General features: G+C 75.9%; 17 protein-coding genes. 4 read left to right on the forward strand and 13 right to left on the reverse strand.

Going from position 1 to position 22000, the window contains the following annotated elements:
* Positions 1 to 29: 29 nt before the first annotated feature.
* The 8 genes from NX801_RS22920 to NX801_RS22955 form a co-directional block, all read right to left on the reverse strand.
* The gene (locus NX801_RS22920) at positions 30 to 1175 is read right to left on the reverse strand and encodes a glycosyltransferase family 9 protein (RefSeq protein ID WP_258789741.1); all 1146 of its coding nucleotides are present in this window, start codon (positions 1173 to 1175) and stop codon (positions 30 to 32) included.
* Between the two features lie 410 nt (positions 1176 to 1585).
* A complete protein-coding gene (locus tag NX801_RS22925; protein WP_258789742.1) occupies positions 1586 to 2599 on the reverse strand; it encodes a glycosyltransferase family 9 protein in 1014 nt (337 codons plus the stop codon).
* Positions 2596 to 3189 carry a D-glycero-alpha-D-manno-heptose-1,7-bisphosphate 7-phosphatase gene (locus tag NX801_RS22930; protein WP_258789743.1) on the reverse strand — a complete coding sequence of 198 codons (594 nt, stop codon included), beginning with the start codon at positions 3187 to 3189 and terminating at the stop codon, positions 2596 to 2598. The genes NX801_RS22925 and NX801_RS22930 overlap by 4 nt, the downstream gene beginning before the upstream one ends.
* Entirely contained in the window at positions 3186 to 4187 is a 1002-nt protein-coding gene (locus NX801_RS22935) for a glycosyltransferase family 2 protein (RefSeq protein WP_258789744.1), read from the reverse strand. The genes NX801_RS22930 and NX801_RS22935 overlap by 4 nt, the downstream gene beginning before the upstream one ends.
* Positions 4188 to 4505: 318 nt before the next feature.
* Positions 4506 to 6548, reverse strand: a complete 2043-nt coding sequence (locus NX801_RS22940; protein ID WP_428986205.1) for a S9 family peptidase — start codon at positions 6546 to 6548, stop codon at positions 4506 to 4508.
* Between the two features lie 149 nt (positions 6549 to 6697).
* On the reverse strand, positions 6698 to 8482 hold the full coding sequence (locus tag NX801_RS22945) for an N-acetylglutaminylglutamine amidotransferase (RefSeq protein ID WP_258789745.1): 1785 nt from the start codon (positions 8480 to 8482) through the stop codon (positions 6698 to 6700).
* Between the two features lie 334 nt (positions 8483 to 8816).
* On the reverse strand, positions 8817 to 9032 hold the full coding sequence (locus tag NX801_RS22950) for a hypothetical protein (protein WP_258789746.1): 216 nt from the start codon (positions 9030 to 9032) through the stop codon (positions 8817 to 8819).
* 71 nt (positions 9033 to 9103) lie between these two features.
* Positions 9104 to 9907, reverse strand: coding sequence for an SDR family NAD(P)-dependent oxidoreductase (locus NX801_RS22955; protein WP_258789747.1), 804 nt, complete (start codon positions 9905 to 9907; stop codon positions 9104 to 9106).
* A gap of 193 nt (positions 9908 to 10100) precedes the next feature.
* Between NX801_RS22955 and NX801_RS22960 the strand changes: the two genes are divergently transcribed.
* Positions 10101 to 11624, forward strand: coding sequence for an MFS transporter (locus NX801_RS22960; protein ID WP_258789748.1), 1524 nt, complete (start codon positions 10101 to 10103; stop codon positions 11622 to 11624).
* A gap of 232 nt (positions 11625 to 11856) precedes the next feature.
* Here NX801_RS22960 and NX801_RS22965 read toward each other — a convergent pair whose 3' ends face one another.
* Positions 11857 to 12954 carry a cation diffusion facilitator family transporter gene (locus NX801_RS22965; protein WP_258789749.1) on the reverse strand — a complete coding sequence of 366 codons (1098 nt, stop codon included), beginning with the start codon at positions 12952 to 12954 and terminating at the stop codon, positions 11857 to 11859.
* Between the two features lie 422 nt (positions 12955 to 13376).
* On the opposite strand from NX801_RS22965, the gene NX801_RS22970 reads away from it, so the two are divergent.
* Positions 13377 to 13790: an SRPBCC family protein gene (locus NX801_RS22970; RefSeq protein WP_258789750.1), complete on the forward strand. Its 414-nt coding sequence runs from the start codon at positions 13377 to 13379 to the stop codon at positions 13788 to 13790.
* A 44-nt stretch (positions 13791 to 13834) separates the two neighbouring features.
* Positions 13835 to 15301, forward strand: a complete 1467-nt coding sequence (locus NX801_RS22975; RefSeq protein WP_258789770.1) for an aminotransferase class I/II-fold pyridoxal phosphate-dependent enzyme — start codon at positions 13835 to 13837, stop codon at positions 15299 to 15301.
* Positions 15302 to 15594: 293 nt separating this feature from the next.
* Here NX801_RS22975 and NX801_RS22980 read toward each other — a convergent pair whose 3' ends face one another.
* A complete protein-coding gene (locus NX801_RS22980) occupies positions 15595 to 16044 on the reverse strand; it encodes an SRPBCC family protein (protein WP_258789751.1) in 450 nt (149 codons plus the stop codon).
* 195 nt (positions 16045 to 16239) lie between these two features.
* Complete coding sequence (locus NX801_RS22985) at positions 16240 to 17451, reverse strand: amidohydrolase (protein WP_258789752.1); 1212 nt, start codon at positions 17449 to 17451, stop codon at positions 16240 to 16242.
* 356 nt (positions 17452 to 17807) lie between these two features.
* Between NX801_RS22985 and NX801_RS22990 the strand changes: the two genes are divergently transcribed.
* Positions 17808 to 19001 carry a Kelch repeat-containing protein gene (locus tag NX801_RS22990; RefSeq protein WP_258789754.1) on the forward strand — a complete coding sequence of 398 codons (1194 nt, stop codon included), beginning with the start codon at positions 17808 to 17810 and terminating at the stop codon, positions 18999 to 19001.
* Positions 19002 to 19152: 151 nt separating this feature from the next.
* On the opposite strand, the gene NX801_RS22995 is transcribed toward NX801_RS22990, so the two are convergent.
* Together NX801_RS22995 and NX801_RS23000 are read right to left on the reverse strand one after the other, a co-directional pair.
* Positions 19153 to 20262, reverse strand: coding sequence for a spore photoproduct lyase family protein (locus NX801_RS22995; RefSeq protein ID WP_346434236.1), 1110 nt, complete (start codon positions 20260 to 20262; stop codon positions 19153 to 19155).
* Positions 20263 to 20633: 371 nt separating this feature from the next.
* Positions 20634 to 21869, reverse strand: coding sequence for an FUSC family protein (locus tag NX801_RS23000; protein WP_258789755.1), 1236 nt, complete (start codon positions 21867 to 21869; stop codon positions 20634 to 20636).
* Between the last annotated feature and the right edge of the window lie 131 nt (positions 21870 to 22000).

Genomic DNA, 22000 nt, shown 5'->3' on the forward strand with positions numbered 1-22000 from the left:
GGTCTCCTCTTCGGCTGGGCGGGCGTTCGTCATGGCGCGGGTACCTCCGGGTGACCGAGCAGGGTGAGCAGCGCGTCGAGCACCTCGGCCGGGCGCACCCGGAGCAGCCGGGGGTCCGGCGCGGCGCCGTGCGGGTCGCCGGGCGGGCCGCCGGCCGGTCCCGGGTGCCAGAGCACGAGCTGGCGTCCGCCCGGCGGCGGCCCCCACAGGGCGGGGGAGACCGGGCCGAAGAGGGTGACCGAGGGGGTGGCGTGGGCCACCGCCAGATGGGCGACCCCGGTGTCCCCGCTGACCACCGCCGCCGCCCCGGCGAACAGCGCGCTCAGCTCCTCGAACGGCAGCCCGCCCCGGAAGACCGCGAGGCCCCCGCCCGTCTCCGCCGGGGCCGCCGGTCCGGCCCCGCTTCCGCGCGCCGGACCCGCGTGCCCGGCCGTGCCCGCCTCCGCCGGGGCCGCGAGCCGGTCCGTGCCCGCCTCCGCCGCGTGCCAGTCCGCGCCGGCCGCCGCCACCACCCGGTCCAGCACCGCGTCCTCGCCGGGGCCGCCGGTCAGCGCCACCCGGTACCCGCGCCGCAACAGCTCCCGCACCACCGCCCCGTACCGCTCGGGCGGCCAGCGCCGGGCCGCCGCGTCGGCCCCCGGGTGCACCACCACCGCGCCCGGCGCGGGCGAGACGGCCCGGGGCGGCGGCAGCCGCAGATCGGCCGGGTCGGCGGGGACGCCGTACCACGTGAGGAGCCGGCACCAGCGGGCCCGCTCGTGTTCTCCGGCCCGCCAGTCGGGGCCGGTGATCTCCGGGGTGCCCGGATGGGCGAAGGCCAACAGCCGCCCGGGGTCCAGCCGGCGCAGCAGCAGATGGCTGGACGGTCCGCAGCCGTGCAGGTCCACCGCCACCTCGGGCGGCGGCCCCGTCCACGCCAGCCCGCACGGCACCGCCCGGCCGGGGGCGGCGGTGGGCAACAGCCGGTTTACCGCCCCGGTGGCGGCGGCGACCGGCGCCAGCGAGGCCGGGGCGGCGAGCACCGTCTCGTACTCCGGGAAGGCCCGCCGCAGCGCCCGCAGCGCCGGCACCCCGGCCAGCAGGTCCCCCAGCCCCAGCGCCCGCAGCACCAGCACCCGGGGCCGCCCGCCAACGGCCCCGTCCGGGCCCCGGCCCACGGCCGCCGGGTCCGTCACGCCGAAGTCCGTGGCGCCGGGGCCCGGAAGGGCCGGGTCCGTGGCGGCAGGGGCCGCCGGGCCCCGGCCCGCGACAGCGGGGGCCGTGACGCCCCCCACCCCGGCCCCCGGAACGCCCGCGAGCCGCACGGGTTCCGCCGCGCCTGGGCCTGCCGCGCCGGGAGTGCCCGTCACACGTGCGGGTCCCGCGAGGCCCGGGCCCCGGCTCGCGACGGCGGGGGTGGCGCCCGGCACCCCGGCCGCCGGGGAGCGGGCGAGGCGCGCGGGTTCCGCCGGGCCCGGGCCCGCCGCATCCGGGGAGTTCACGTCACGTGCGGGTCCCGCGAGGCCGGGGCCCGGGCCCACGGCCGCCGGGGCGCCCGCGAGGCGTGCGGGTTCCGCCGGGCCCGGGGCGCCCGGGTGGTGTCCGGTCATGCCGCCGGTCCGTCCAGCAGCAGCTTCTCCACCGCGCTCAGCACGTCCTCGGCCGTCACCCCGTTCAGGCAGGGGTGGCCCGGCACCGGGCACTCCCGGGCCCTGCTGCCCGCGCACGGCGCGGCCTGGTCGCCGAGGAGGACGTGCGGCACGCCGTAGGGCCCCCAGCGCTCGGCCGGGACCACCGGGGCGAAGAGTGAGACCACCGGGGTGCCGACCGCCGCCGCCAGATGGGCCGGACCGGTGTTGCCGGTGACCACCGCGCCGGCCGCCGCCAGTACCGCCGCCAGCCGCTCCGGGTCGGTCCGGCCGCCGAGGTCGATCCCGTCCCGGCCCGCCACGAAGCCGGTCAGCTCCCGCTCACCCGGACCGCCGGTCACCACCACCCGGTGCCCGGCCCCGGCCAGCAGCCGCACCGCCTGCGCCGACCGCTCCGGGCTCCAGCGCCGTGCCGCCACGCTCGCCCCCGGGTGCACCACCACATACGGCTCCGGGCCGGTCAGCCCGGGTGCCGCCGCCGGGCACCGCACCCGCAGCCGCCCGTCGTCCCCCGGCGGCAGCGGAAAGCCCGCCGCCCCGGCCAGCTCCACCGCCGCCTCCGCCTCATGGGCCCCCGGCGTGCGGTGGTGGCGCAGGTCGAGCAGCGAGCCGGGCGCGTCCACGCTGTCGGCGGCCAGCCGCGCCACGCCCGCCATCCGCAGCAGCAGGGCGGCGGGCAGCGGGCTCTGGTGGAACGAGGTCAGGATCAGCCCCGTGTCCACCCGCAGCGCGGCCACCCGGTCGACCAGCGCCTCCACACCGGCCCGGTCCACCGGCGGCGGGGCGAAGCCCTCCCAGGGCGCCTCCCACACCAGCAGCCGGTCCACCCCCGGCAACAGCCGCCCGGCTGGCGCCCCGCGCGGCCCGCAGAGCAGCGTCAGCCCGTCCGCCCGGTGCGCCACCGCCCGGATCGCGGGCCCGGCGAGGAGCACGTCCCCGAAACTGTCCAGCCGCGCCACCAGCGCCCTCACGCCGGCCCCCGGAGCGCGGCGGCAGCCCCGGGACCGCGCCCCGGCCCGCTGCCGGAGGGCCCCGTGCCGCCCAGCACCAGCCGGACCGCGCTCAGCAGGTCGGGGCACACCTCGGGCGCGGCCTCCACCTCGGCGCGCAGGGTCCGCCGGGTCGGCACCAGCACCCCGCGCGCCCCGGCCGCCCGGGCCGCCTCCACATCGGCGCCGATGTCCCCGATCACCACGCACCCGCCGGGCCGTACGCCGAGCCGCCGGGCGGCCTCCCGGACCAGGCCGGGCGCCGGTTTCCGGCAGCCGCAGCCGTCCTCCGGCAGATGCGGGCAGTGCACCCAGACGCCCAGCGGCCCGAGCAGTTCCTCCACCCGGGCGTTGACCGCCCGGACGTCCGCCTCGGCGAGCAGCCCGCGCCCGACACCCGACTGGTTGGACACCACTCCGGTGGCCACCCCGTGCGCCCGCACCAGCCGCACCGCCTCGGCGGCTCCGGGCATCGCCCGCACCCGGCGCGGGTCGCCGTTGTAGGGGACGTCCACCACCAGGGTGTCGTCCCGGTCGAAGAGCACCGCCGCCGGGCGGCCCGCCGCGCTCACCCGGCGCCCCCGTCCCAGCTTCCGGCCGCCCGGTGCCGGACGTGGCCGGAGAGCCGGTGCCAGGTGGCGCAGGCCGGGATCAGCGCGCTGGTGACGGCCATCGTCAGCATCTCCTCGGCCGTGCGCGGGCCCGGCGCGATCCGCTCCCGGGCGAACTCCGCGGTGCCCAGCAGCCAGCCCGCCGCCGCCAGCACGGCCGCCCGCCGCCGCCCGGCGACCGCCAGCGCCAGCGCCCCCGCCCCGGCGGCGGTGATCGCGGCATGGCGGCGGATCCGGCCGCGCGGCGCCGCCGCCCGCTCCCACCAGTCCGTCCCGTGCAGCCGCACCATCAGCGCGTCGTCGGCGTTGCCGCGCTGCGTCCGGAGCGAGACCCAGCGGTCGGCCGGGCGCACCGGATGCTCGGTCCGCCGCTCGCCCCGCCGGATGAACCAGCCCGCGTCCAGCACCCGCAGCGCCAGGTCGGCATCCTCCCGGAAGGCGCGCGGAAAGCGCTCGTCGAAGCCTCCGACCGCCGTCAGCACCTCCGTGCGGTACGCCATGTCGGCGGTCGCCCACAGCGCGTCCCGCAGCCCCGCCGTGTTGCGCTCCCAGTCGGTGGGCCGCCGCCCGTCCGGCAGCGGCACCTCCAGCACGCCCTGCACCCCGCCGGTCTCCGGGGACGCCTCGGCCAGGTCCCGGGCGAGCTGCTCCCGCCAGTGGGCGCCCACCCGGACGTCGTCGTCCAGCAGCACCGTCCAGGGCTCGGTCACCTCCCGCAGCCCGGTGTTCCGGGCCGCCGCCGGGCCCCGCCCGCCGCCGCTCAGCACCAGGGCCCGGCCGGCCAGCGGGCCGAGCGCCGCCACCGGCAGCTCACCGGCGGGGGAGCGGCGGTCGTCCACCAGCACCACCCGGCTCGGCTCGGGGCCCGAACTGGCGGCCAGGGCGGCCAGGCAGCCGGCGAGGCAGGGGCGGGCCAGGGTGGGCACCACCACGGCGTACGAGGCGAGCGAGGGAATCATGCGGACCGCGCCTCTCCTGAGGGGCCGGCGGGCACCCGCCACCTCCGCGCACCGCCGCCACCCGGGTGACCGGCACCGGAGCATCCGCGGATGTGAACGTCCGCGGATGTACGGAATGCCCCTGTCCCGTCACTGTACGCAGAACCCGCCCACCCCGCCTTTCCGGTACGGGGCCGGGGCCGCCCCGGTGCCGACCCGGGGAAGCTCCGGAGCAGCTCCGGCGGGACCCGGGCGCGTACCGGACGCGGGGCGCGGCTCCCGCGCCCGGGGCGGTCCGGGCGGCGGGTGGCCGGCGCCGTACGGCCGTACGCTCCCGGGTCACCCGGTCAGATACCGCTCCAGCCAGTCCCCGGCGGTGCGCCGGAAGAGCCGCCGGTTCTCGGCGCGCAGGAAGTCATGGCCCTCGTCGCGGAGCGTCAGCAGCTCGGCCGGGTGGCCGCGCTCCCGGGCGGCCCGGACGAACTGCTCGGACTCGCCCGGCGGCACATTGGTGTCGTGCTCGCCGTGCACCGCCAGCAGCGGCACCCGCAGCGCGTCGATCCGGCTCATCGGGGAGAGCGCCCGCAACAGCTCCCGGTCGTGCTCGGGATGGCCGTACTTGTGCGCCGCCGACTCGGCGATCCACGGCTCGGTCCCGGCGAAGAAGGTGGCGAAGTCCGACATCCCGCAGACCGCCACCCCGGTACGGAACAGCTCCGGGTGCCAGACCAGCGACGCCATCGTGAGATAGCCGCCGTAGGAGCGGCCCGTCACCGCCAGCCGGGCCGGGTCGGCGCGCCCGGTCAGCACCAGGCCGGCCGCGCAGTCGGCCACGTCCTCGATCGCGGCGAACCGGCCCGCCCCGAGGTCGGCGTCGGTGAACGAGCGCCCGTACCCGGACGAGCCGCGCACATCCGGCGCGAAGACGTCGAGCCCCCGGCCCAGCAGCTCGTGGAAGAGCGGTTCGAAGACCGGCCGCTCCTGCTCCTCGGGACCGCCGTGCAGATGCACCACGCAGGGCGCGGGCACCCCCGGCGCCCGGCCCGGGGCCCGGTAGTACCAGCCGCCCAGCTCCAAGCCGTCCCGGGCGGTCAGCCGCAGCGGCTCGGGCCGCACCGGCGGCCGGCCGCCCGCCACCACGTCCGCGTCCCGCGAGGACCAGGGCGTACGGGCCGGGCCGCCCGCCTCCGGCAGCCACCAGACACCCGGCCGGCGGCGCGACCCGGAAAGCCCCAGCACCGCCCCGGCAGGACCGCCCCGGGCGATCCGGGTCACCACCTCGTGCGGCAGCTCCACCGGCCGCCCGGCCCCGGCCGGGTCCAGCAGCTCCAGCTCGCTCGCCCCGCGCACGTTCCAGGTCAGCGCGGCGGTACGCCCGTCCGCGAGAAAGGCCAGCAGCTCCAGATCGGCGGCCGGCCGCCCGGCCACCAGCTCCGGGCGCCCGGCCGGGCGTCCGTCGCCGTCCAGCTCCAGGGCGAGCAGCGCCGCGAACTCCCGGCCCTCGTCGCTGCGCAGCCACAGCCGGCGGCCGTCCGGCGCGAACCGGCCGATCCAGGGGTCGCCGTCGGCCACCCGCAGCACCGGGTGGCTCTCCAGACCGGCCGTCCGCACCACCACCGCCTCGCGCCGGGCCCGGGGCCCGCGCCGGACCAGCGCCAGGCGCCCGTCCGGGGTGAGGTCGCAGACCCGCAGGGTGGCCGCGCCGGTCTCGGTGGCGACCAGCACCGGAGCCGTACCGCCGTCCGGGTCCACCAGGAACGCGGCCAGCCGGTCCCGGGTGCCCGCCCGGTGGCCCACGTCCCCGTGCAGTGCCCCGCCGAGCGCCGTGCCGCCCCCGCCCGGACCGGGGGCCGGTCCGCCGGGTGGCGCGGCCACCGTGACCGCCAGGGCGGAGCCGTCCCGTGCCCAGCAGCCCAGATAGGCCGAGGTGCCGGGGTCCGCGCCCGCCACGATCCGGCGGCCGGTGCCGTCCGGGCGCACGCACAGCACCTGGCCGTGCTCGCCGCCGCCGGGCACCGCCGTATAGGCGATCCAGCGGCCGTCCGGCGACCAGGACACCTCGGTCACCGGGTCCGGGCCGGTGTCCAGCAGCCGGGCGGTGCTTCCGTCACCCCCGCCGCCCCCGCCGGCCGGGCCGGTCCACAGCTGCGGCACGCCGCCCCGGTCGCAGATGTACGCCACCCACTCCCCGGCCGGGTCCGCCGACGGGTACCAGCAGCCGTGCGGGACCGCCGGCCGCCCCGGCGTCCGGGGCCCGGCCGCGTCCGCGAGCGGCACCAGCACCGGCGCGGCCGGCAGCGCGGGCGGTGTCCGTCCCAGGGCGGCGGGGGCGACGGCGGGGGACGCGGGCGGTACCGGTCCCTGGCCGGCCGCCGGGAGCACGGGCGGCCCGCCCGCCGGCCGGTACGCCTCCGCCGCGCCGTCCCCCGGCCGGTACGGCGCGTACGCCCCGGCCGTACGCCCGGCGACCCCGTACGCCCCGGCCTCGCGCGCCGCCGCGCCGGACGCCTCCGCCGCCCCCGGCACCCGGCTCACCGGATGCCGTGCGTCTGGAGCCACAGCTCCAGCAGCGCCACCTGCCACAGGGCGTTGGCCCCGCGCCGGGTGCGGTGGCGGTCGGGGGCGGCGAGCAGCTCGGCGACGTACTCCTCCCGGAAGAGACCCCGGGCCCGGGCCTCGGGCGCGGCGAGCGCCTCCCGGACCCGCTCCAGCACCGGCCCGGCCATATGGCGGATGGCGGGTACCGGGAAGTAGCCCTTGGGCCGGTCCACCACCTCGGCCGGCAGCACCGCGCGCCCGGCGTCCTTGAGCACGCCCTTGCCGCCCTGGGCGAGCTTCAGCTCCGGCGGGCAGGCGGCGGCCAGTTCCACCAGCTCGTGGTCGAGGAACGGCACCCGGGCCTCCAGGCCCCAGTCCATGGTCATGTTGTCGACCCGCTTCACCGGGTCGTCCACCAGCATGACCTCGGTGTCCAGCCGGAGCGCCGCGTCCAGCGCCGTCTCCGCGCCCGGCTCGGCCATGTGCGCCCGCGTGAACTCGCCCGACACATCGCGGTCCGGCAGCATGTGCGGCTGGAGCACCCGGGCCAGCTCGGCGTGCGAGCGGTCGAAGTAGACCGCGGCGTACCGCTCCGGCTCCCGCTCCCGGGGCACCGCCGCCAGCTCCGGATACCAGTGGTAGCCGGCGAACACCTCGTCGGCGCCCTGGCCGCTCTGGACGACCGAGACCTCCTTGGACACCTGCTCGGCCAGCAGATGGAAGGCGACCACATCGTGGCTGATCATCGGCTCGCTCATGGCCGCGATCGCCCCGTCGAGCGCGGTGGAGACCCGGTCCGACGGAACCAGCAGCTGATGGTGGTCGGTGGAGAAGTGGCGGGCCACCAGGTCCGAGTAGGCGAACTCGTCGCCCTCCTCGCCGCCCTCCGACTCGAAGCCCACGCTGAACGTCGCCAGGTCGCGCTGGCCCTCCTCGGCGAGCAGCGCCACGATCAGACTGGAGTCGAGCCCGCCGGAGAGCAGCACCCCGACCGGCACATCGGCCACCATCCGGCGCCGGACCGCCGTGCGCAGCGCGTCCAGCACCGCGTCCCGCCAGCCGGCCGCGTCCAGACCCGCGTACTCCGCGCGCCGGGTGTACGAGGGCCGCCAGTAGCGGTGGTCGCGGGAGGTGCCGTCCGGCTCCACGACCCGCACCGTGGCCGGGGGCAGCCTGTGCACCCCGGCGAGCACCGTGCGGGGCGTGGCCACCGTGGCGTGCCAGCTCAGGTACTGGTGGACGGCGACCGGGTCGAGCGAGGTGTCCACCCCGCCGCCCGCCAGCAGGGCCGGCAGCGAGGAGGCGAAGCGCAGCCGGTCGGACGTCTCCGCCAGATACAGCGGCTTGATGCCCAGCCGGTCCCGGCCCAGCACCAGCCGGCCGGTGTCGTGCTCCACCAGGGCGAAGGCGAACATGCCGGTGAAGTGGTCCACACAGTCGGTGCCCCACTCCCGGTACGCCTTTAGCACCACCTCGGTGTCGGAGGTGGAGAAGAACCGGTGGCCCAGCCCCCGCAGCTCCTCGCGCAGCTCGTGGTGGTTGTAGACACAGCCGTTGAAGACCCCGGTGATCCGGCTGTGCGGGTCCGTCATCGGCTGCGCGCCGCGCTCCGAGAGATCGATGATCTTGAGCCTGCGGTGCCCGAGCGCCACCGCCCCCTGGGACCACAACCCCTGCCCGTCGGGCCCGCGCGCCGCCAGCCGGTCGGTCATCCGCTCCACGGCGGCGAGGTCGGGACGCCGGTCGTCGAAGCGGATCTCACCGCTCAGTCCGCACATGCCGCACCCCCCGCCCGCCGTGCGGCTGCCGCCCCGTAGGAACCGGCCGGACGCCCGGCCGCTTCCCGGCCGTCACCCGATCCGCCAACTGATCCGCCATGGGAACCGTCACCACACCTCCTCGAAACCGACGGAGCGGGCCGGTCACCCGCCGATCGGCGCGGCGGTGCCCGTCGGCTCGCTCCGTCCCGCCGGGTTCCCGCGTGATCGCCGCCCATGCCCGACGCCGCCTGCCCTCGCCCTCCGTACCCACCCGGTCACAGCCGTCCGGGCCGGGGCCCTGTCCGGCTCGTCAGCGGGAGGAGCGCGGGGGAGCGGGGGCGTCGCCCCGGGCTCAGCCGGTCCCCGCCCCGCCCTTCCCCTCCCGCTCGTCCTGGACGGCCTCGCCCTCGGCCTGCGAGGGGGTGGTCCGGGAGAACTCCGGCCGTTCGCGGTCCCGGTCCGGTGCGCGGCGGACCGGTCCCGGCCGGTCGGCGGGCGGGTCGGGCTCGCGCTCGCCCTCGGCCTGCGAGGGGGTCGGGTACTCCATCGGCTCATCGGTCGGCCTCATGGTGCTGCCTCCGGGGGTGGGAGATGCACGGATACGGAAAGGCACGAGGCGCGGCGCCCCGCGCCACTGCGCTACCGGTGGTCGCCGGGGTTCTCGGGCTCGGCCGTCCGGCGGTGTGCCGCCGCTTTCAGGCGGTCGGGCAGCACCCGGTTGGCGATGCCCTGGGCCTTGGTCTTCGCGGACCCGGCGACGAGCTTCTCCCGGCCCCTCATCAGGGCCTCGAAGCCCTCCTCGGCCACCCGCGCCGCGCTGTCCTTCTCCTGCCGCCCGACCCGGGTGTCGTCCATCCCGGCGCGGTGGAAGAAGTTGGTCTCGGTGGGGCCCGGCATCAGCGAGGTGATGGTCACCGAGGTGTCCTTCAGCTCCTCCTGGAGCGCCTGTGCGAAGGACTGGAGAAACGACTTGGACGCGTTGTAGACGGCCTGGAAGGAGCCGGGCATGGTGGCGGCGATCGACGAGGTGATGAGCACCCGCCCCTCGTCCAGCTCCACCATCCCGGGCAGCAGCCGCTTGGCGAGATGGACGGTCGAGGTGATGTTCAGGTCGATGATCCGGGCCTCGTCGGCCAGGTCGTTGTCGAGGAACGCCCCGCCTTGGCCGACACCCGCGTTGAGGGCGGCCGCGCCCACCGGCCGCCGGGTGGCCGAGACCTCGCCGTACAACGTCTCCACGCCGTCGTAGGTGGCCAGATCGACCTGTACGGCGCGGACCTCGGCGCCGCGTCCGCGCAGCTCCTCGGCGGCGGGCACCAGCCCGTCGTCCTCGGCGCAGATCAGCAGGTCGAAGCCGTGGTCCGCGAAACGCCGGGCCAGTTCGAGCCCGATGCCGCCGGAGGCCCCGGTCACCACTGCCAGGGGTTTCGCCGTGTTCGTCATGGCGGCCGGGTACCCGTCCGGCCCCGGGTAACCCGGCAGGACCGGGCCCGGTCCGGCTCGCCCCGGCGCGGCTCCCGCCGGGGCGGGCACACGGGGCCGGGGGAGTACCCGCGCCCGGCCCCGTTTCGCGCCGATGATCATCGGGTACCCGACGGCGGTTCCCGCGCGCCCCCCGGAAGGTGACCAGGTGACCATGAGCGAACTCGGGCAGGAGACCACCGGGACCGTCACCACCAAGGTCCCCGCCAGACTGGACCGGCTGCCGTGGTCGCGCTGGCACTGGATGATCGTCATCGGTCTCGGCACCGTCTGGATCCTGGACGGCCTCGAGGTCACCATCGTCGGCAACGTGGCCAGCAGGCTGTCCGAGGAGGGCAGCGGGCTCGCCATCAGCAGCGCCCAGGTGACCGGACTCGCGGCGGCCCTCTATGTGGCGGGCGCCTGCTCGGGAGCGCTGTTCTTCGGCTGGCTCACCGACCGCTTCGGGCGCAAGAAGCTCTTTCTCATCACCCTGGCGGTCTATCTGGTCGCCACCGCGCTGACCGCGATCTCCTTCTCCTCCTGGTGGTTCTTCCTCTTCCGGTTCTTCACCGGTTTCGGCATCGGCGGCGAGTACGCGGCGATCAACTCCGCCATCGACGAACTGATCCCCAGCAAGTACCGGGGCCGGGTCGATCTGATCATCAACGGCAGTTTCTGGCTCGGCGCCATGGCCGGCGCGCTGCTCTCCGTGCTGGCGCTGGACACCGACATCTTCCCCAAGGATCTCGGCTGGCGGCTCTCCTTCGGCCTCGGGGTCGTCCTCGGTCTGGTGATCCTGCTGGTCCGCCGCCATGTGCCGGAGAGCCCGCGCTGGATGTTCATCCACGGCCACGAGGAGGGCGCCGAGAAACTGGTGGCGGACGTGGAGCGGGAGGTGGAGCGGGAGACCGGCGGGAAGCTGCCCGAGCCGGGTGCCGAGATCACCATCAAGCAGCGGCACAGCGTCGGCTTCGTACAGATCGCCCGCACCCTGGTGCGCGCCTACCCGAAGCGCGCCGTTCTGGGCCTGGCCCTCTTCATCGGGCAGGCGTTCCTCTACAACGCGGTCACCTTCGGCTTCGGGGCGATCCTGGTCACCTTCTTCGACGTGCCGAGCGGCTCCACCGGATACTTCTTCGCCGTCATCGCCGCGGGCAACTTCCTCGGGCCGCTGCTGCTCGGCCGGCTCTTCGACACCTGGGGCCGCCGCCCGATGATCGCGGGCACCTATCTGCTCTCCGGCGCCCTGCTGTACGTCACCGCCTGGATGTTCGGCAACGGCTGGCTCACCGCCACCACGCTGACCGCCTGCTGGTGCGTGGTGCTCTTCTTCGCCTCGGCGGGCGCCAGCTCGGCGTATCTCACGGTGAGCGAGATCTTTCCGATGGAGACCCGCGCGATGGCGATCGCCTTCTTCTACGCGGTGGGCACGGCGGCCGGCGGCATCTCCGGTCCGCTGATCTTCGCGGACCTCACGGCGAGCGGTTCGCCCGGCGACACCGTGCTGGCCTTCTGTATCGGCGCCACCCTGATGGTGGCCGGCGGCCTGATCGCGCTGTTCTTCGCGGTGGCGGCCGAGGGCAAGTCGCTGGAGGACATCGCCACCCCGCTCTCCGCCCAGGCGGCGGCCGCGAGCCGCCCGGCGCCCGCCGCGCCGTCCACCCCGTCGGCCCCGTCCGCCGGCGCGACCGGCTGACCCGCCGGCCGGCCCGCCGCGCCCGCCGGTGGCCGAGCGCCCCCGTCTCCGCCTCCGCTGCGGCCTCCGGCCGGGCACCGGGGTGGTAATGGGGACGATAAGTGGTTTATTATTCATTCAGTTGTTCGTGAGCGGCCCCCTGGGTTTCGCCACGAGCCCCCCTACCGCCCCGGCTGGCTCCCCCGTCCAGCCGGGGCTTCTCCTTGTCCCGCCGACGTTTCACCACGGCATTTCACCGCGACGGCGGTCGGGGCCGCCCACCGTGGTGGGCCGGGGCGGCGTGTGGGTCGCGCCCCTCGGCGGGGGCGGGGTCGGTGTGAATGGTCGCGGCCGTCAGCCGGGGAACCGCGTGGATGAGGGCGTGTTCGGCGGCGACGGCCAGCTCATGGGCCTGGACCACGGTCAGGCGCGCGGCGACGACGATGTCGGCCTCGGCCCGCAGCCCGTGGCCGATCCAGCGCATCCGCACCTGTCCGGTGTCCAGCACCCCCGCCACGCCGCGCAGAGCCCGCTCCGCGGCGTCCACCAGGGCGGGGTCGACCCCGTCCATCAGGCGCCGGCAGACCTCACGGGCGGCGTCCTTGAGGACCAGCAGGATGGCGACGGTGATCAGCAGGCCGATGACCGGATCGGCCGCCCGCACCCCGAGCGCGGCTCCACCGGCGCCCAGCAGGACGGCCAGCGAGGTGAAGCCGTCGGCGCGGGCGTGCAGCCCGTCCGCGACCAGCGCGGCGGAACCGATCCTCCGGCCTGTGCGAATGCGGTAGCGGGCCACCCACTCGTTGCCGGCGAACCCGGCCAGCGCCGCCCCGGCGACGGCCCACAACTGGGTGATGTCGCGCGGGTGGAACAACCGGTCGGCCGCCACCCAGGCGGTGAGCGCCGCGGAGGCGGCGATGGTCACCACGATGAGCACACCTGCCAGGTCCTCGGCGCGGCCGTAGCCGTAGGTGTAGCGGCGGGTGGCCGCCCTCCGCCCGAGCAGGAACGCGATCCCGAGCGGCACGGCGGTCAGCGCGTCGGCGGCGTTGTGCAGGGTGTCCCCGAGCAGGGCCACCGACCCGGACAGGACGACGATCACGGCCTGCGCCACGGCGGTGAGCCCCAGGACGGCCAGGGAGATCCACAGGGTGCGCATCCCCTCCCGGGAGGCCTCCATCGCCGTATCGACCTTGTCCCCGGCCTCGTGAGCGTGCGGCTGAGCCAGAGGGGCGAACCAGTGCCGTGTCCGGGCGAGCCGCGCGCTCCCGTGCCGGTGCTCCGGACCCGCGGGCCCCGGCCCGTGATCGTGGTGGTGGTCGTGCGTACGCGAGTGCCGATTCCCCTCCATGCCCCTCACCGTGGCACATGGATCCGATTGCGGCTATCGCCGTCATACACGCCCTGACCAGGTGCGATGCCTGTGCAACAGCCAGCGGTGGGCGCCTGCGGGGAAGTGGGCGGCACCCCGGGCGGCGCCCGCGCCCCGGCCCCCGGGCTCCACCCCCGGGTGCCGCGCGCTCCGGCGGGCCCCGGCCGCCCGTGGCGCGCCCACCGGCCGTACGGTCTCCCGCCGCCGGCCCCGCTTCACCCGGCTCCCGGCGGGCACTCGTCATCCGGCGGTCGCCCCGCCCGGAGCGCGGCCCCGCCGAAACGTCCGGGAGTGGCGGGCGACCGCACGACCGGAAGATCATGAGTGACCGAGTGACCGAGTGACCGAGTGACCGAGTGACCGAGTGACCGAGTGACCGAGTGACCGAGTGACCGACAGAGATGACCGAGTACGAGCGCAGCCGGACCATGCCCGCCCTGCCCGAGCACGTCTTCGACCAGGCCGCCAACGTCGGCCAGCTGGACAACTGGCTCCCCGACGAGCTGCATGTACGGGCCGGCGAGCCGCCCGCCGTGACGGTGCACGAGGACCGCACCGACGAGGACACCGCCGCCCTGCTGCGCGCCCGGAAGGAGCAGCTCCGGCTCGAATGGGGCACCCGCGAACAGGGTTCCTACACCGGCTGGCTCCAGGTGGCGGGCCTCGACGCCGGAGCCAGCGAGGTCACTGTCCATCTCTCCTTCTTCGACGCGGACCACGACCCCGGCGAGCGCGCGGTGACCGACGCCCTGGACCACAGCCTCGCCCGGCTGGAGGAACAGGTGCTGTTGCGGGTCGACAACGCCGCCGGGTGACCGGGGTGCCGTTTTCGGTCCGCCCCGGCGGGCAGTCGTCGGCCATGGACCACTCGCAGGCACCCGTACTGGAAGCACTGGCCGCGTACCACGCGGAGCGGCAGACCCCCTTCACCCCGCCCGGCCACAAACAGGGGCGGGGGATCGACCCCCGGGTCCGGGCGGTGCTGGGCGACGCCGTCTTCCACTCCGACGTACTGGCCCAGAGCGGCCTGGACGACCGGACCTCCTCCCACGAGGTGCTCCAGCGCGCCCAGGAGCTGATGGCCGACGCGGTGGGGGCCGAGCACACCTTCTTCTCGACCTGTGGCAGCTCCCTGTCGGTCAAGGCGGCCATGCTCTCCGTCGCCGGGCCGCACCAGAAGCTGCTGGTCGGCCGGGACGCCCACAAGTCCGTGGTCTCCGGTCTGGTCCTGGCCGGCATCGTGCCGATCTGGGTGGACCCGCAGTGGGACCCCGACCGCCATCTGGCCCATCCGCCGAGCGCCGACGCCTTCCGCGCCGCCCTCGCCGAGCACCCGGACGCCCGGGGCGCGCTGGTCACCACGCCCACCCCGTACGGCACCTGTTCCGATCTCACCGCCATCGCCGCCGTCTGCCACGAGCACGGGGTGCCGCTCATCGTGGACGAGGCCTGGGGCGCCCATCTGCCGTTCCACCCCGAGCTGCCGACCTGGGCGATGGACGCGGGGGCGGACATCTGCGTCACCTCGGTCCATAAGATGGGCTCCGGACTGGAGCAGGGTTCGGTCTTCCACCTCCAGGGCGACCTGATCGCGCCCGAGGTGCTGAAGAGCCGCGAGGACCTGCTCGGCACCACCAGCCCCTCGGTGCTGATGTACGCGGCCCTGGACGGCTGGCGCCGCCAGATGGTCGAGCAGGGGCATGCCCTCTACGACCACGCGCTCGCGGTGGCCAGGACGGTACGGGCGGAGCTGGCCGCCGTCGACGGGCTGCGCGTCCACGGGCGGGAGGACTTCTGCGGACCCGGCCGGGCGGCCGACCTGGACCCGCTCCAGATCATCGTGGACATCACCGGACTGGGCACCACCGGCTACCGGATCGCGGACTGGATCCGCGAGCACCACCAGGTCAATCTGCACCTCTCCGACCACCGCAGGACCAGCGCCCAGCTCACCCACGCCGACGACGAGGACACCACCCGGAAGCTGATCGACGCCCTGGCCGACGCGGCGGCCCACGCGCACGAACTGCGCCCGGCCGAGCGGATCGAGATCCCGGACCCGGCCGACCTCCGGCTGGAACAGGTGCTGCTGCCCCGCGACGCCTACTTCGGGACGGTCGAGGACGTGCCCTGGGAGAAGGCGGCCGGCCGGATCGCCGCCGAGATGCTCACCCCCTACCCGCCCGGCATCCCGGCCGCCCTCCCCGGCGAACGGCTCAACGCCGAGGTGCTGCGCTATCTGCGGAGCGGAGTGGAGGCCGGCATGGTGGTCCCGGACGCGGCGGACACCTCGGTCGGCACCGTCCGGGTGGTCGTGGAGGAATGAGCCCGGGGGCCGGGCCCGGCCCCGTACCTCTCCTCGTAGGTGAAGGCCCGGTCCGTACGGCTGCCGCACAGCCGTAAGGACCGGGCCCTGGTGCGTGCCGTACCCGCCGGGCCCCGGTGGGCCGGGCGGACCGGGCCGCACCGGGAGGCGGCTCGGGCACGGGGAGTGACTCGGATCCGGAGGAGTGGGCCACAGGCCGGGGGAGCGCCCCGGACACGGAAAGGCCCCCGGTCCCGTGCGTGCGCACCGGACCGGGGGCCTCGCCCCGGGACCACCGCCCGGGGCCCGGCGTCTCACACCTCGCCCCGCCAGGCGCCCGTCTCGCCGCCGCGCGACTCGATGAAGCTCTTGAACCGCTTCAGATCCCCGGCCACCTGGCGCTTCACGAAGCCCAGCTTGTCCCCGACCGTCTCGGCGAAGCCCTCCGGGTCGAAGTCCATCTGGAGCATGACCTTGGTCGTGTTGTCGTCGATGCGGTGGAAGGTGACCACACCCGCCTGCCGCGCCTCGCCGTCCACGGTGGTCCAGGCGACCCGCTCGTCCGGGATCTGCTCGGTGATCCGGGCGTCGAACTCGCGCTGCGCGCCGTTCACCTTGGTCACCCAGTGGGTCAGCTTGTCGTCCAGCTGCTCGATGCGCTCCACGCCCTCCATGAACGCCGGGAAGCTCTCGAACTGGGTCCACTGGTTGTAGGCCGTGCGCACCGGCACATCGACCTGGACGGACTCCTCGACCTGCGACATGAACTCTCCTCTTCCCGTTCCGGGTTCGTCGCGGTTCTCGCTCCGGCCGCCGCCCGGCTGTCCGGGCGGGGTGGCCGCGTCCCCGCGCCAGGCTGGTACCCCCGGGTCCCCGTTCCATGGCGCCGGACCGCGCCGTTCCCCGTTTTGGCCGGGACCCGTCCGGCGGCCGGGCGCGTCACGGCCCGGCCCGGCGCGTCACCGGCCGGCGGCCGCCTCCCGGCGCAGCTCCGCCCACGCCTCCGCCGCCACGTCCGGCCGCAGCAGCACATCGGCGGCGGTCCGGGCGAGCGCCTCCGCCGCGGCGAGTACGACCGCCCGGCCGCGCGGCCCGGCGGCGGCCGCGGCGAACGGGGGCGTGTGGTCGGAGCCGTCCGAGTCCATGATCGCCACGAACGGATGAATCACCGGGACCACGGTGGAGACATTGCCGATGTCCGAGGAGCCCAGATACACCCCGGGCACCGGATCGGTCAGCTCGATGCCCGCCTCCGCCAGATGGCCCGTGAACAGCCCGGCGAGCACGCCGTTGGAGCGGACGTGCTCGTAGCGGGCGCCGATCCGCTCGGTCTCGGCCCGCGTCCCGGTGGCCAGCGCGGCGCCCGCCGCGCAGGACCGCACCTCGGCCACCAGCTCCTCCAGCGCCGCCGTGGTACCGCCGCGCAGCCCGAACAATCCCTCGGCGTACTCCGGAACGATGTTGGTGGCCGTGCCGCCCGCGGTGACGATCCCCTGGACATGCGAACCGGACGGCAGCCGGCGGCCCAGCACCGCCAGCGCGCCGAAGCACTGGATCAGCGCCGCCAGCGCGTCCCGCCCGTCCACCGGGTTGCCGGTCGGATGCGCCGCCCGGCCGTGGAAGGCCACCCTCAGCTGGGCGCTCGCGGTGAGCGGGGCCCGGGCCCAGTCGTACACCCCGGGGTGGAACATGAGCGCCGCGTCCACCCCGTCGAACACGCCCGCCTCGACCAGGGCCACCTTGCCGCCGCCCCGTTCCTCGGCCGGTGTGCCCACCACCAGCACCGTCCCGGGGACCTCCCCGAGCGCGGCCCGGACCGCCGACGCGGCACCGAGCCCGGCCGCGGCGATCAGATTGTGGCCGCAGGCGTGCCCGAGCCCCGGCAGCGCGTCGTACTCCAGCAGCAGCGCCACACACGGACCGCCGCCCCGCCCGGCGCGCCCGGTGAACGCGGTCGGCAGCCCGGCCGTGCCGCGCTCCACCCGAAAGCCCTCGCGCTCCAGCTCGCCGGTGAGCAGCGCGGCGGCGCGGTGTTCCTGGTACGCCGTCTCCGGATCGGCGTGCAGGGCCAGCGCCACCCGCCACAACCCGTCGGCGCGGGCGGCGACCTCCTTCCGGATCCGGGCGTACGGCGGGGCGACGCCCCCGGACCCGGGACCTTCCCCGGTCATGGGACCTCCCTGGGACACGGAACCTCCTTCGGTGGCCGGACCGGTGGCCGGGCCGGCGGCTGGACCGGGACCCGGCGAACGGACTTGGCCCGGGCCGGAGCGGCGGCGGCGCGCCCGGGTGCCCGGGTGCGTACCGGACGTGTTCCACGGGACGCCCCCGCCATGTGGGGTACGAGCCGGGCCCGTACGGAGGCGGGCGCCCGGGCCGTCCCTGGGCCAACCGGCCCCCGGGCGTCAGCCGTTCGCCGCCGCCCGGGCCGCGCCCGGGGGAAGCCGGTGCCTTAATGATCCTGGAATCGCCCGGTTCACGGGCGCCACCGGCCGCTCGTCGGCCAGGAACAGGACAGGAAACTCAGGTGCGGATCTTCACAGGACGGGACGGCGCCACGCCGACCAGACCCGGAATCACCCGGCCCCGGTGGTTCCTCGCCGCCGCGCTGGCCGCCGCGCTGGTGCCGGCGGCCGCCCCCGCCCACGCCGCCGACGGCGGCTGGACCCCGGCCCCGGCCATGGAGCAGGCCAGGACCGGACACGGCACCACCACGGCCCCCTGCCCCGAACAGGTCGCGGGACTCGGCCGGGGCCAGTGCGTGTACGTCATCGGCGGCCACCCCCTGGAGGCCGCCCTCTCGGCCCACGCCTACAGCCCGGAGACCCGGCGCTGGGCGAAGCTGCCGTCGATGACGGTCGGCCGCTCGGGCCTGGCGGCGGTCACCGCGCCCTGCCCCAAGGACGTCAAGCAGCTCCGCGGCACCTGCGTCTACGCCGTCGGCGGCACCAACGGCAGCGGCTCGCTCACCACGGTCGAGGCGTACAGCCCGGCCACCAACGCCTGGGCCAATGTGCCGATGATGCCGACCGCCCGGGGCTTCCTCGGCGCGGCGGCCGCCCCCTGCCCGGACGGCGGCGCCTCCGCCCCGCGCGGCACCTGCGTCTATGTGGTCGGCGGCAGTGCCCGTAAGGCCGGGGCCTCCACCGCGCTGAACACCGTGGAGGCGTACAGCCCCGAGCAGAACGGCTGGACCGCCCTGCCCAAGCTGCCCACCCCCCGGCGCAGCCTCGGCGTGACCGCCGCGAGCTGCCCCCGCTCCGTCGTCCCCAAGGCGCCGGTCTGTGTCTACGCCGTCGGCGGTGTGGAAGCCACCCAACCTGTCTCCACCACGGAGGTCTTCCACCCGGCGGCCCGCGCCTGGGTGAAGCTGCCCTCCGCGCCCACCGCCCGGCGCGGCATGGGCGTCGCCGCGGCGCCCTGCCCGGGCACCACCAGGGCTGCCGGAACCACCTGCGTCTACGGCGTCGGCGGTGCCCCGACCGCCGAGGCGACGGCCACCGGCAAGGCCGAGGTGTTCGCACCGGCCGACAACGCCTGGTCGGCGCTGCCCGCGCTGCCCCAGGCCCGCTTCGGCTTCGGCGCCACCGCCGCGCCCTGCACCGGCGACCTGGACCGGGTCTGCCTGTACGCGCCCGGCGGAGCCGTCGGCACCACCCCGAGCGCCGAGACCAGCAGCATCGACGTGACCGCCCTGAAGCCGGCCACACCGCGCGGCTGACCCGGCCGGAGCGGGGCCCGGGCCGCGTCCCCGGGACCGGACCCCGCTCGGGCACACCCCACCTGCCGCCCGGGTCGCGTCCGGAGGGCCCGGCGCCGTCCGGACGCGAGGCGGCCCGGCGTCACCCGGGCCGCACCGGGACGGCAGGGTCTCAGAACGCGTACCGCACCCGCAGCCAGGGCGCGTGCGCCGCGATCAGCTCCGTCAGCCGGGCCACCGCCGCCCGCTTGAGGTCGTCGCGGTAGCGGACATTGACCGCGCCGTTCTCCGAGCGTTTGGCCTGCTGCGCCTCCGGCCGCCAGAGCACCTCCTCGGCCCGGGGGTGCCAGCCCAGGTTCACCTCGTGCAGCTCCCGGTTGTGGGTCAGCATGATCACCTCGGCCGCCGCCCGGGCCTTCACGGCCGCCGGCAGCACCTCGTCCAGCTCCCGGAGCAGCTCGGCCCAGTCCGCCTCCCAGCCGGGCCGGACGACCACGGGGGAGAGGTTGAAGTGCACCTCGTAGCCGGCCGCCAGGAAGTCCCCGGCCGCCGCGATCCGGTCGGCCACCGGACTGGTCCGCACATCGAGCAGCCGGGAGTCGCCGGGCGGCATCACCGAGAACCTGACCCGGGTCCGGCCGCGCGGATCCAGCTCCAGCAGCTCCCGGTTGACGAACTTGGTGGCGAACGACGCCTTGGCGGTCGGCCACTCCCGGAACGCCCGGATCAGATCGGCGGTGTTCTCGCTGATCAGCGCGTCGACCGAGCAGTCCCCGTTCTCCCCGATGTCGTACACCCACGCCTCGGGGTCGCACTGGTTCGGCTCCGGCTTCGGCCCGAGCGCGGTGAGATGCCGGTGGACCGCGCCGGCGATGGCGTCCACATTGGTGAAGACGGTGATCGGATTGGCGTACCCCTTGCGCCGGGGCACATAGCAGTACGCGCAGGCCATGGCGCAGCCGTTGGAGGCGCCGGGTGCGATCCAGTCGGCGGAGCGCCCGTTGGGCCGGACCGGCAGCGACTTGCGCACCCCGAGGACCAGGGTGCTTCGCTTCACCCGGACCCAGCGGTCGACATTGCCCTCGTTGCCGTGCAGATGCGGAATGTTCCAGTGCGACGCCACCTCGATCAGCCGCGCCCCGGGGAAGCGGCCGATGATCTCCCGGCCGCGCGGGGAGAGCGCCGCGGCGGGCTCGGCGTAGATCTCCCGGACGTCCAGCATCCGCGCCGCCGCCGCTCCCGCCGCTCCCGCCGCCTCCGCGAGTCCCGCCGGTCCCGGCACGGGCCGGGTCGCCCCGCGTTCGCCCCCGGAACGGTCGTCGGCCGGGGCCGGGGCTCCGGCGTCCAGCAGTTCGCCCAGGCCGAAGAGGGTGTCGCCGTCTTCCTCGGACGGCGGTACCGACGCACCGCGCACACGTACTCCCCGGAGCTCCGGAACCGGCACCCCCGGGTCACGCACCGGGGGGACAAGCCGCTGACATCCAGACAAATCTACTCCGCCGGACCGCCCCGGCCCGCGGTGGTTCACCGGCTGCGGACCCCCGGCACCGCGCCCACCGCGCCCACCGCGCCCACGGGGCCCACCACGCCCATGGAGTCCAGAGAGCCCATGGAGCCGCACGGGGTCAGCCGCGCCCGCCGGGGACGCGCCGCTCACGCCTCCACGCCGGGGCGACGCTCCTTGCCGCCGCTGCCGCGCAGCCGGCGGCGCAGGGCGACCAGCCGGGGATGGCGGTCGCTGAGCTCGGCGGCGCGCGCGTCCAGTTCCTGGATGAGCCGCTCGGCCCGCTTGTCGACGTCCAGCTCGTCCAGGATCCGGTCGATCTCCGCGAGCAGCGCGCCGTGCAGCTGCCACTGCCGGGGGTGCTCCCGCACGTCCTCCAGCAGCAGATCGGCCACCTGGTCGCGGGTGCGCCGGCTCACCTCCAGGGCCAGGGTCAGCCGGTTCTCGGCCTCCTCGGCGTTGGCCGCCACCTGGGTGGTGATCAGTGCCGCGAAACTCTCGATCGCCTCTGCCATCTGGGTGAACAGCTCCTCCAGCGAACGCGAGACGTCCGGCGGGAAGAGCGACTCCTCGGTACGGAACTTCGACAGGTCCGTCAGGCTGCGCGAGAGCACCCGGAGCACCACCGCGCAGATCTCCAGGGTGTCGAGCCCGGTCCGCAGCACCACCCGGGAGAGCAGGCCCTCGCGCACCCGGGGATTGAGCGTCAGGCTCTCCTCGGCCTGCCGCAGCGAGGCGTCCACCTCCACGATGCCGTGGTCCAGCCGGCGCGCCTCATGCAGCCGGGCGGCGGCGTGCGGGAAGGCGATGTGACCCTCGCCGATCTCCCGGCCGATGGCGCGGAACATCCGGCCCATGTCCCGGGCGAGACCGTCGATCGACGCCCCGGCGGACTGCGTCCACACCGGCGGGGCGAGCAGGTTGAAGAGCAGCCCCACCCCCGCGCCGATCAGTGTCTCCAGCACCCGGTGCCAGGCCATCGAGGCGATCTGCGAGACGCCCAGCACCAGCATGGCGCTGATCGCCACCTCCGGGACGAACTCGCTGACCCGGACATACCGGCCGATGATCAGCGCCGAGAAGATGGTCAGCCCCAGGCTCCACCAGGTCAGCCCCACCAGGGCGCTGAAGCCGATGGCGATGAGCACCCCCACGACCACCGAGTTCACCCGCCGGATGCCGGTGGTCAGCGTGGCGTAGAGGGTGACCTGGACGACCAGCAGGGCGGTGAGCGGCGCGGTGAGCGGCGCCGGCTGCGCGGGCAGCACGGTGAGGGCGACGACGTACGAGATGACGGCTGCCGCCGTGGACCGCAGGGTCTGCACCGCCACGGGCTCGGTGGTCCGCCGCACCAGCTTGATCACGGGCGCTGAAACTTCCGGCATCCCCTACCTTTGCCCCGTCCCGATCACATCAGCACACTTACGCCCCGGGAACCCCTCCAACGCGGACTCACACCATCCGCACCATCCTCATCACTTGCATCATCCACACCGCCCGGCACACCTCGCGCGGG

The sequence above is a fragment of the Streptomyces pyxinae genome (assembly GCF_024756275.1).
GTDB classification, from domain to species: domain Bacteria; phylum Actinomycetota; class Actinomycetes; order Streptomycetales; family Streptomycetaceae; genus Streptomyces; species Streptomyces pyxinae.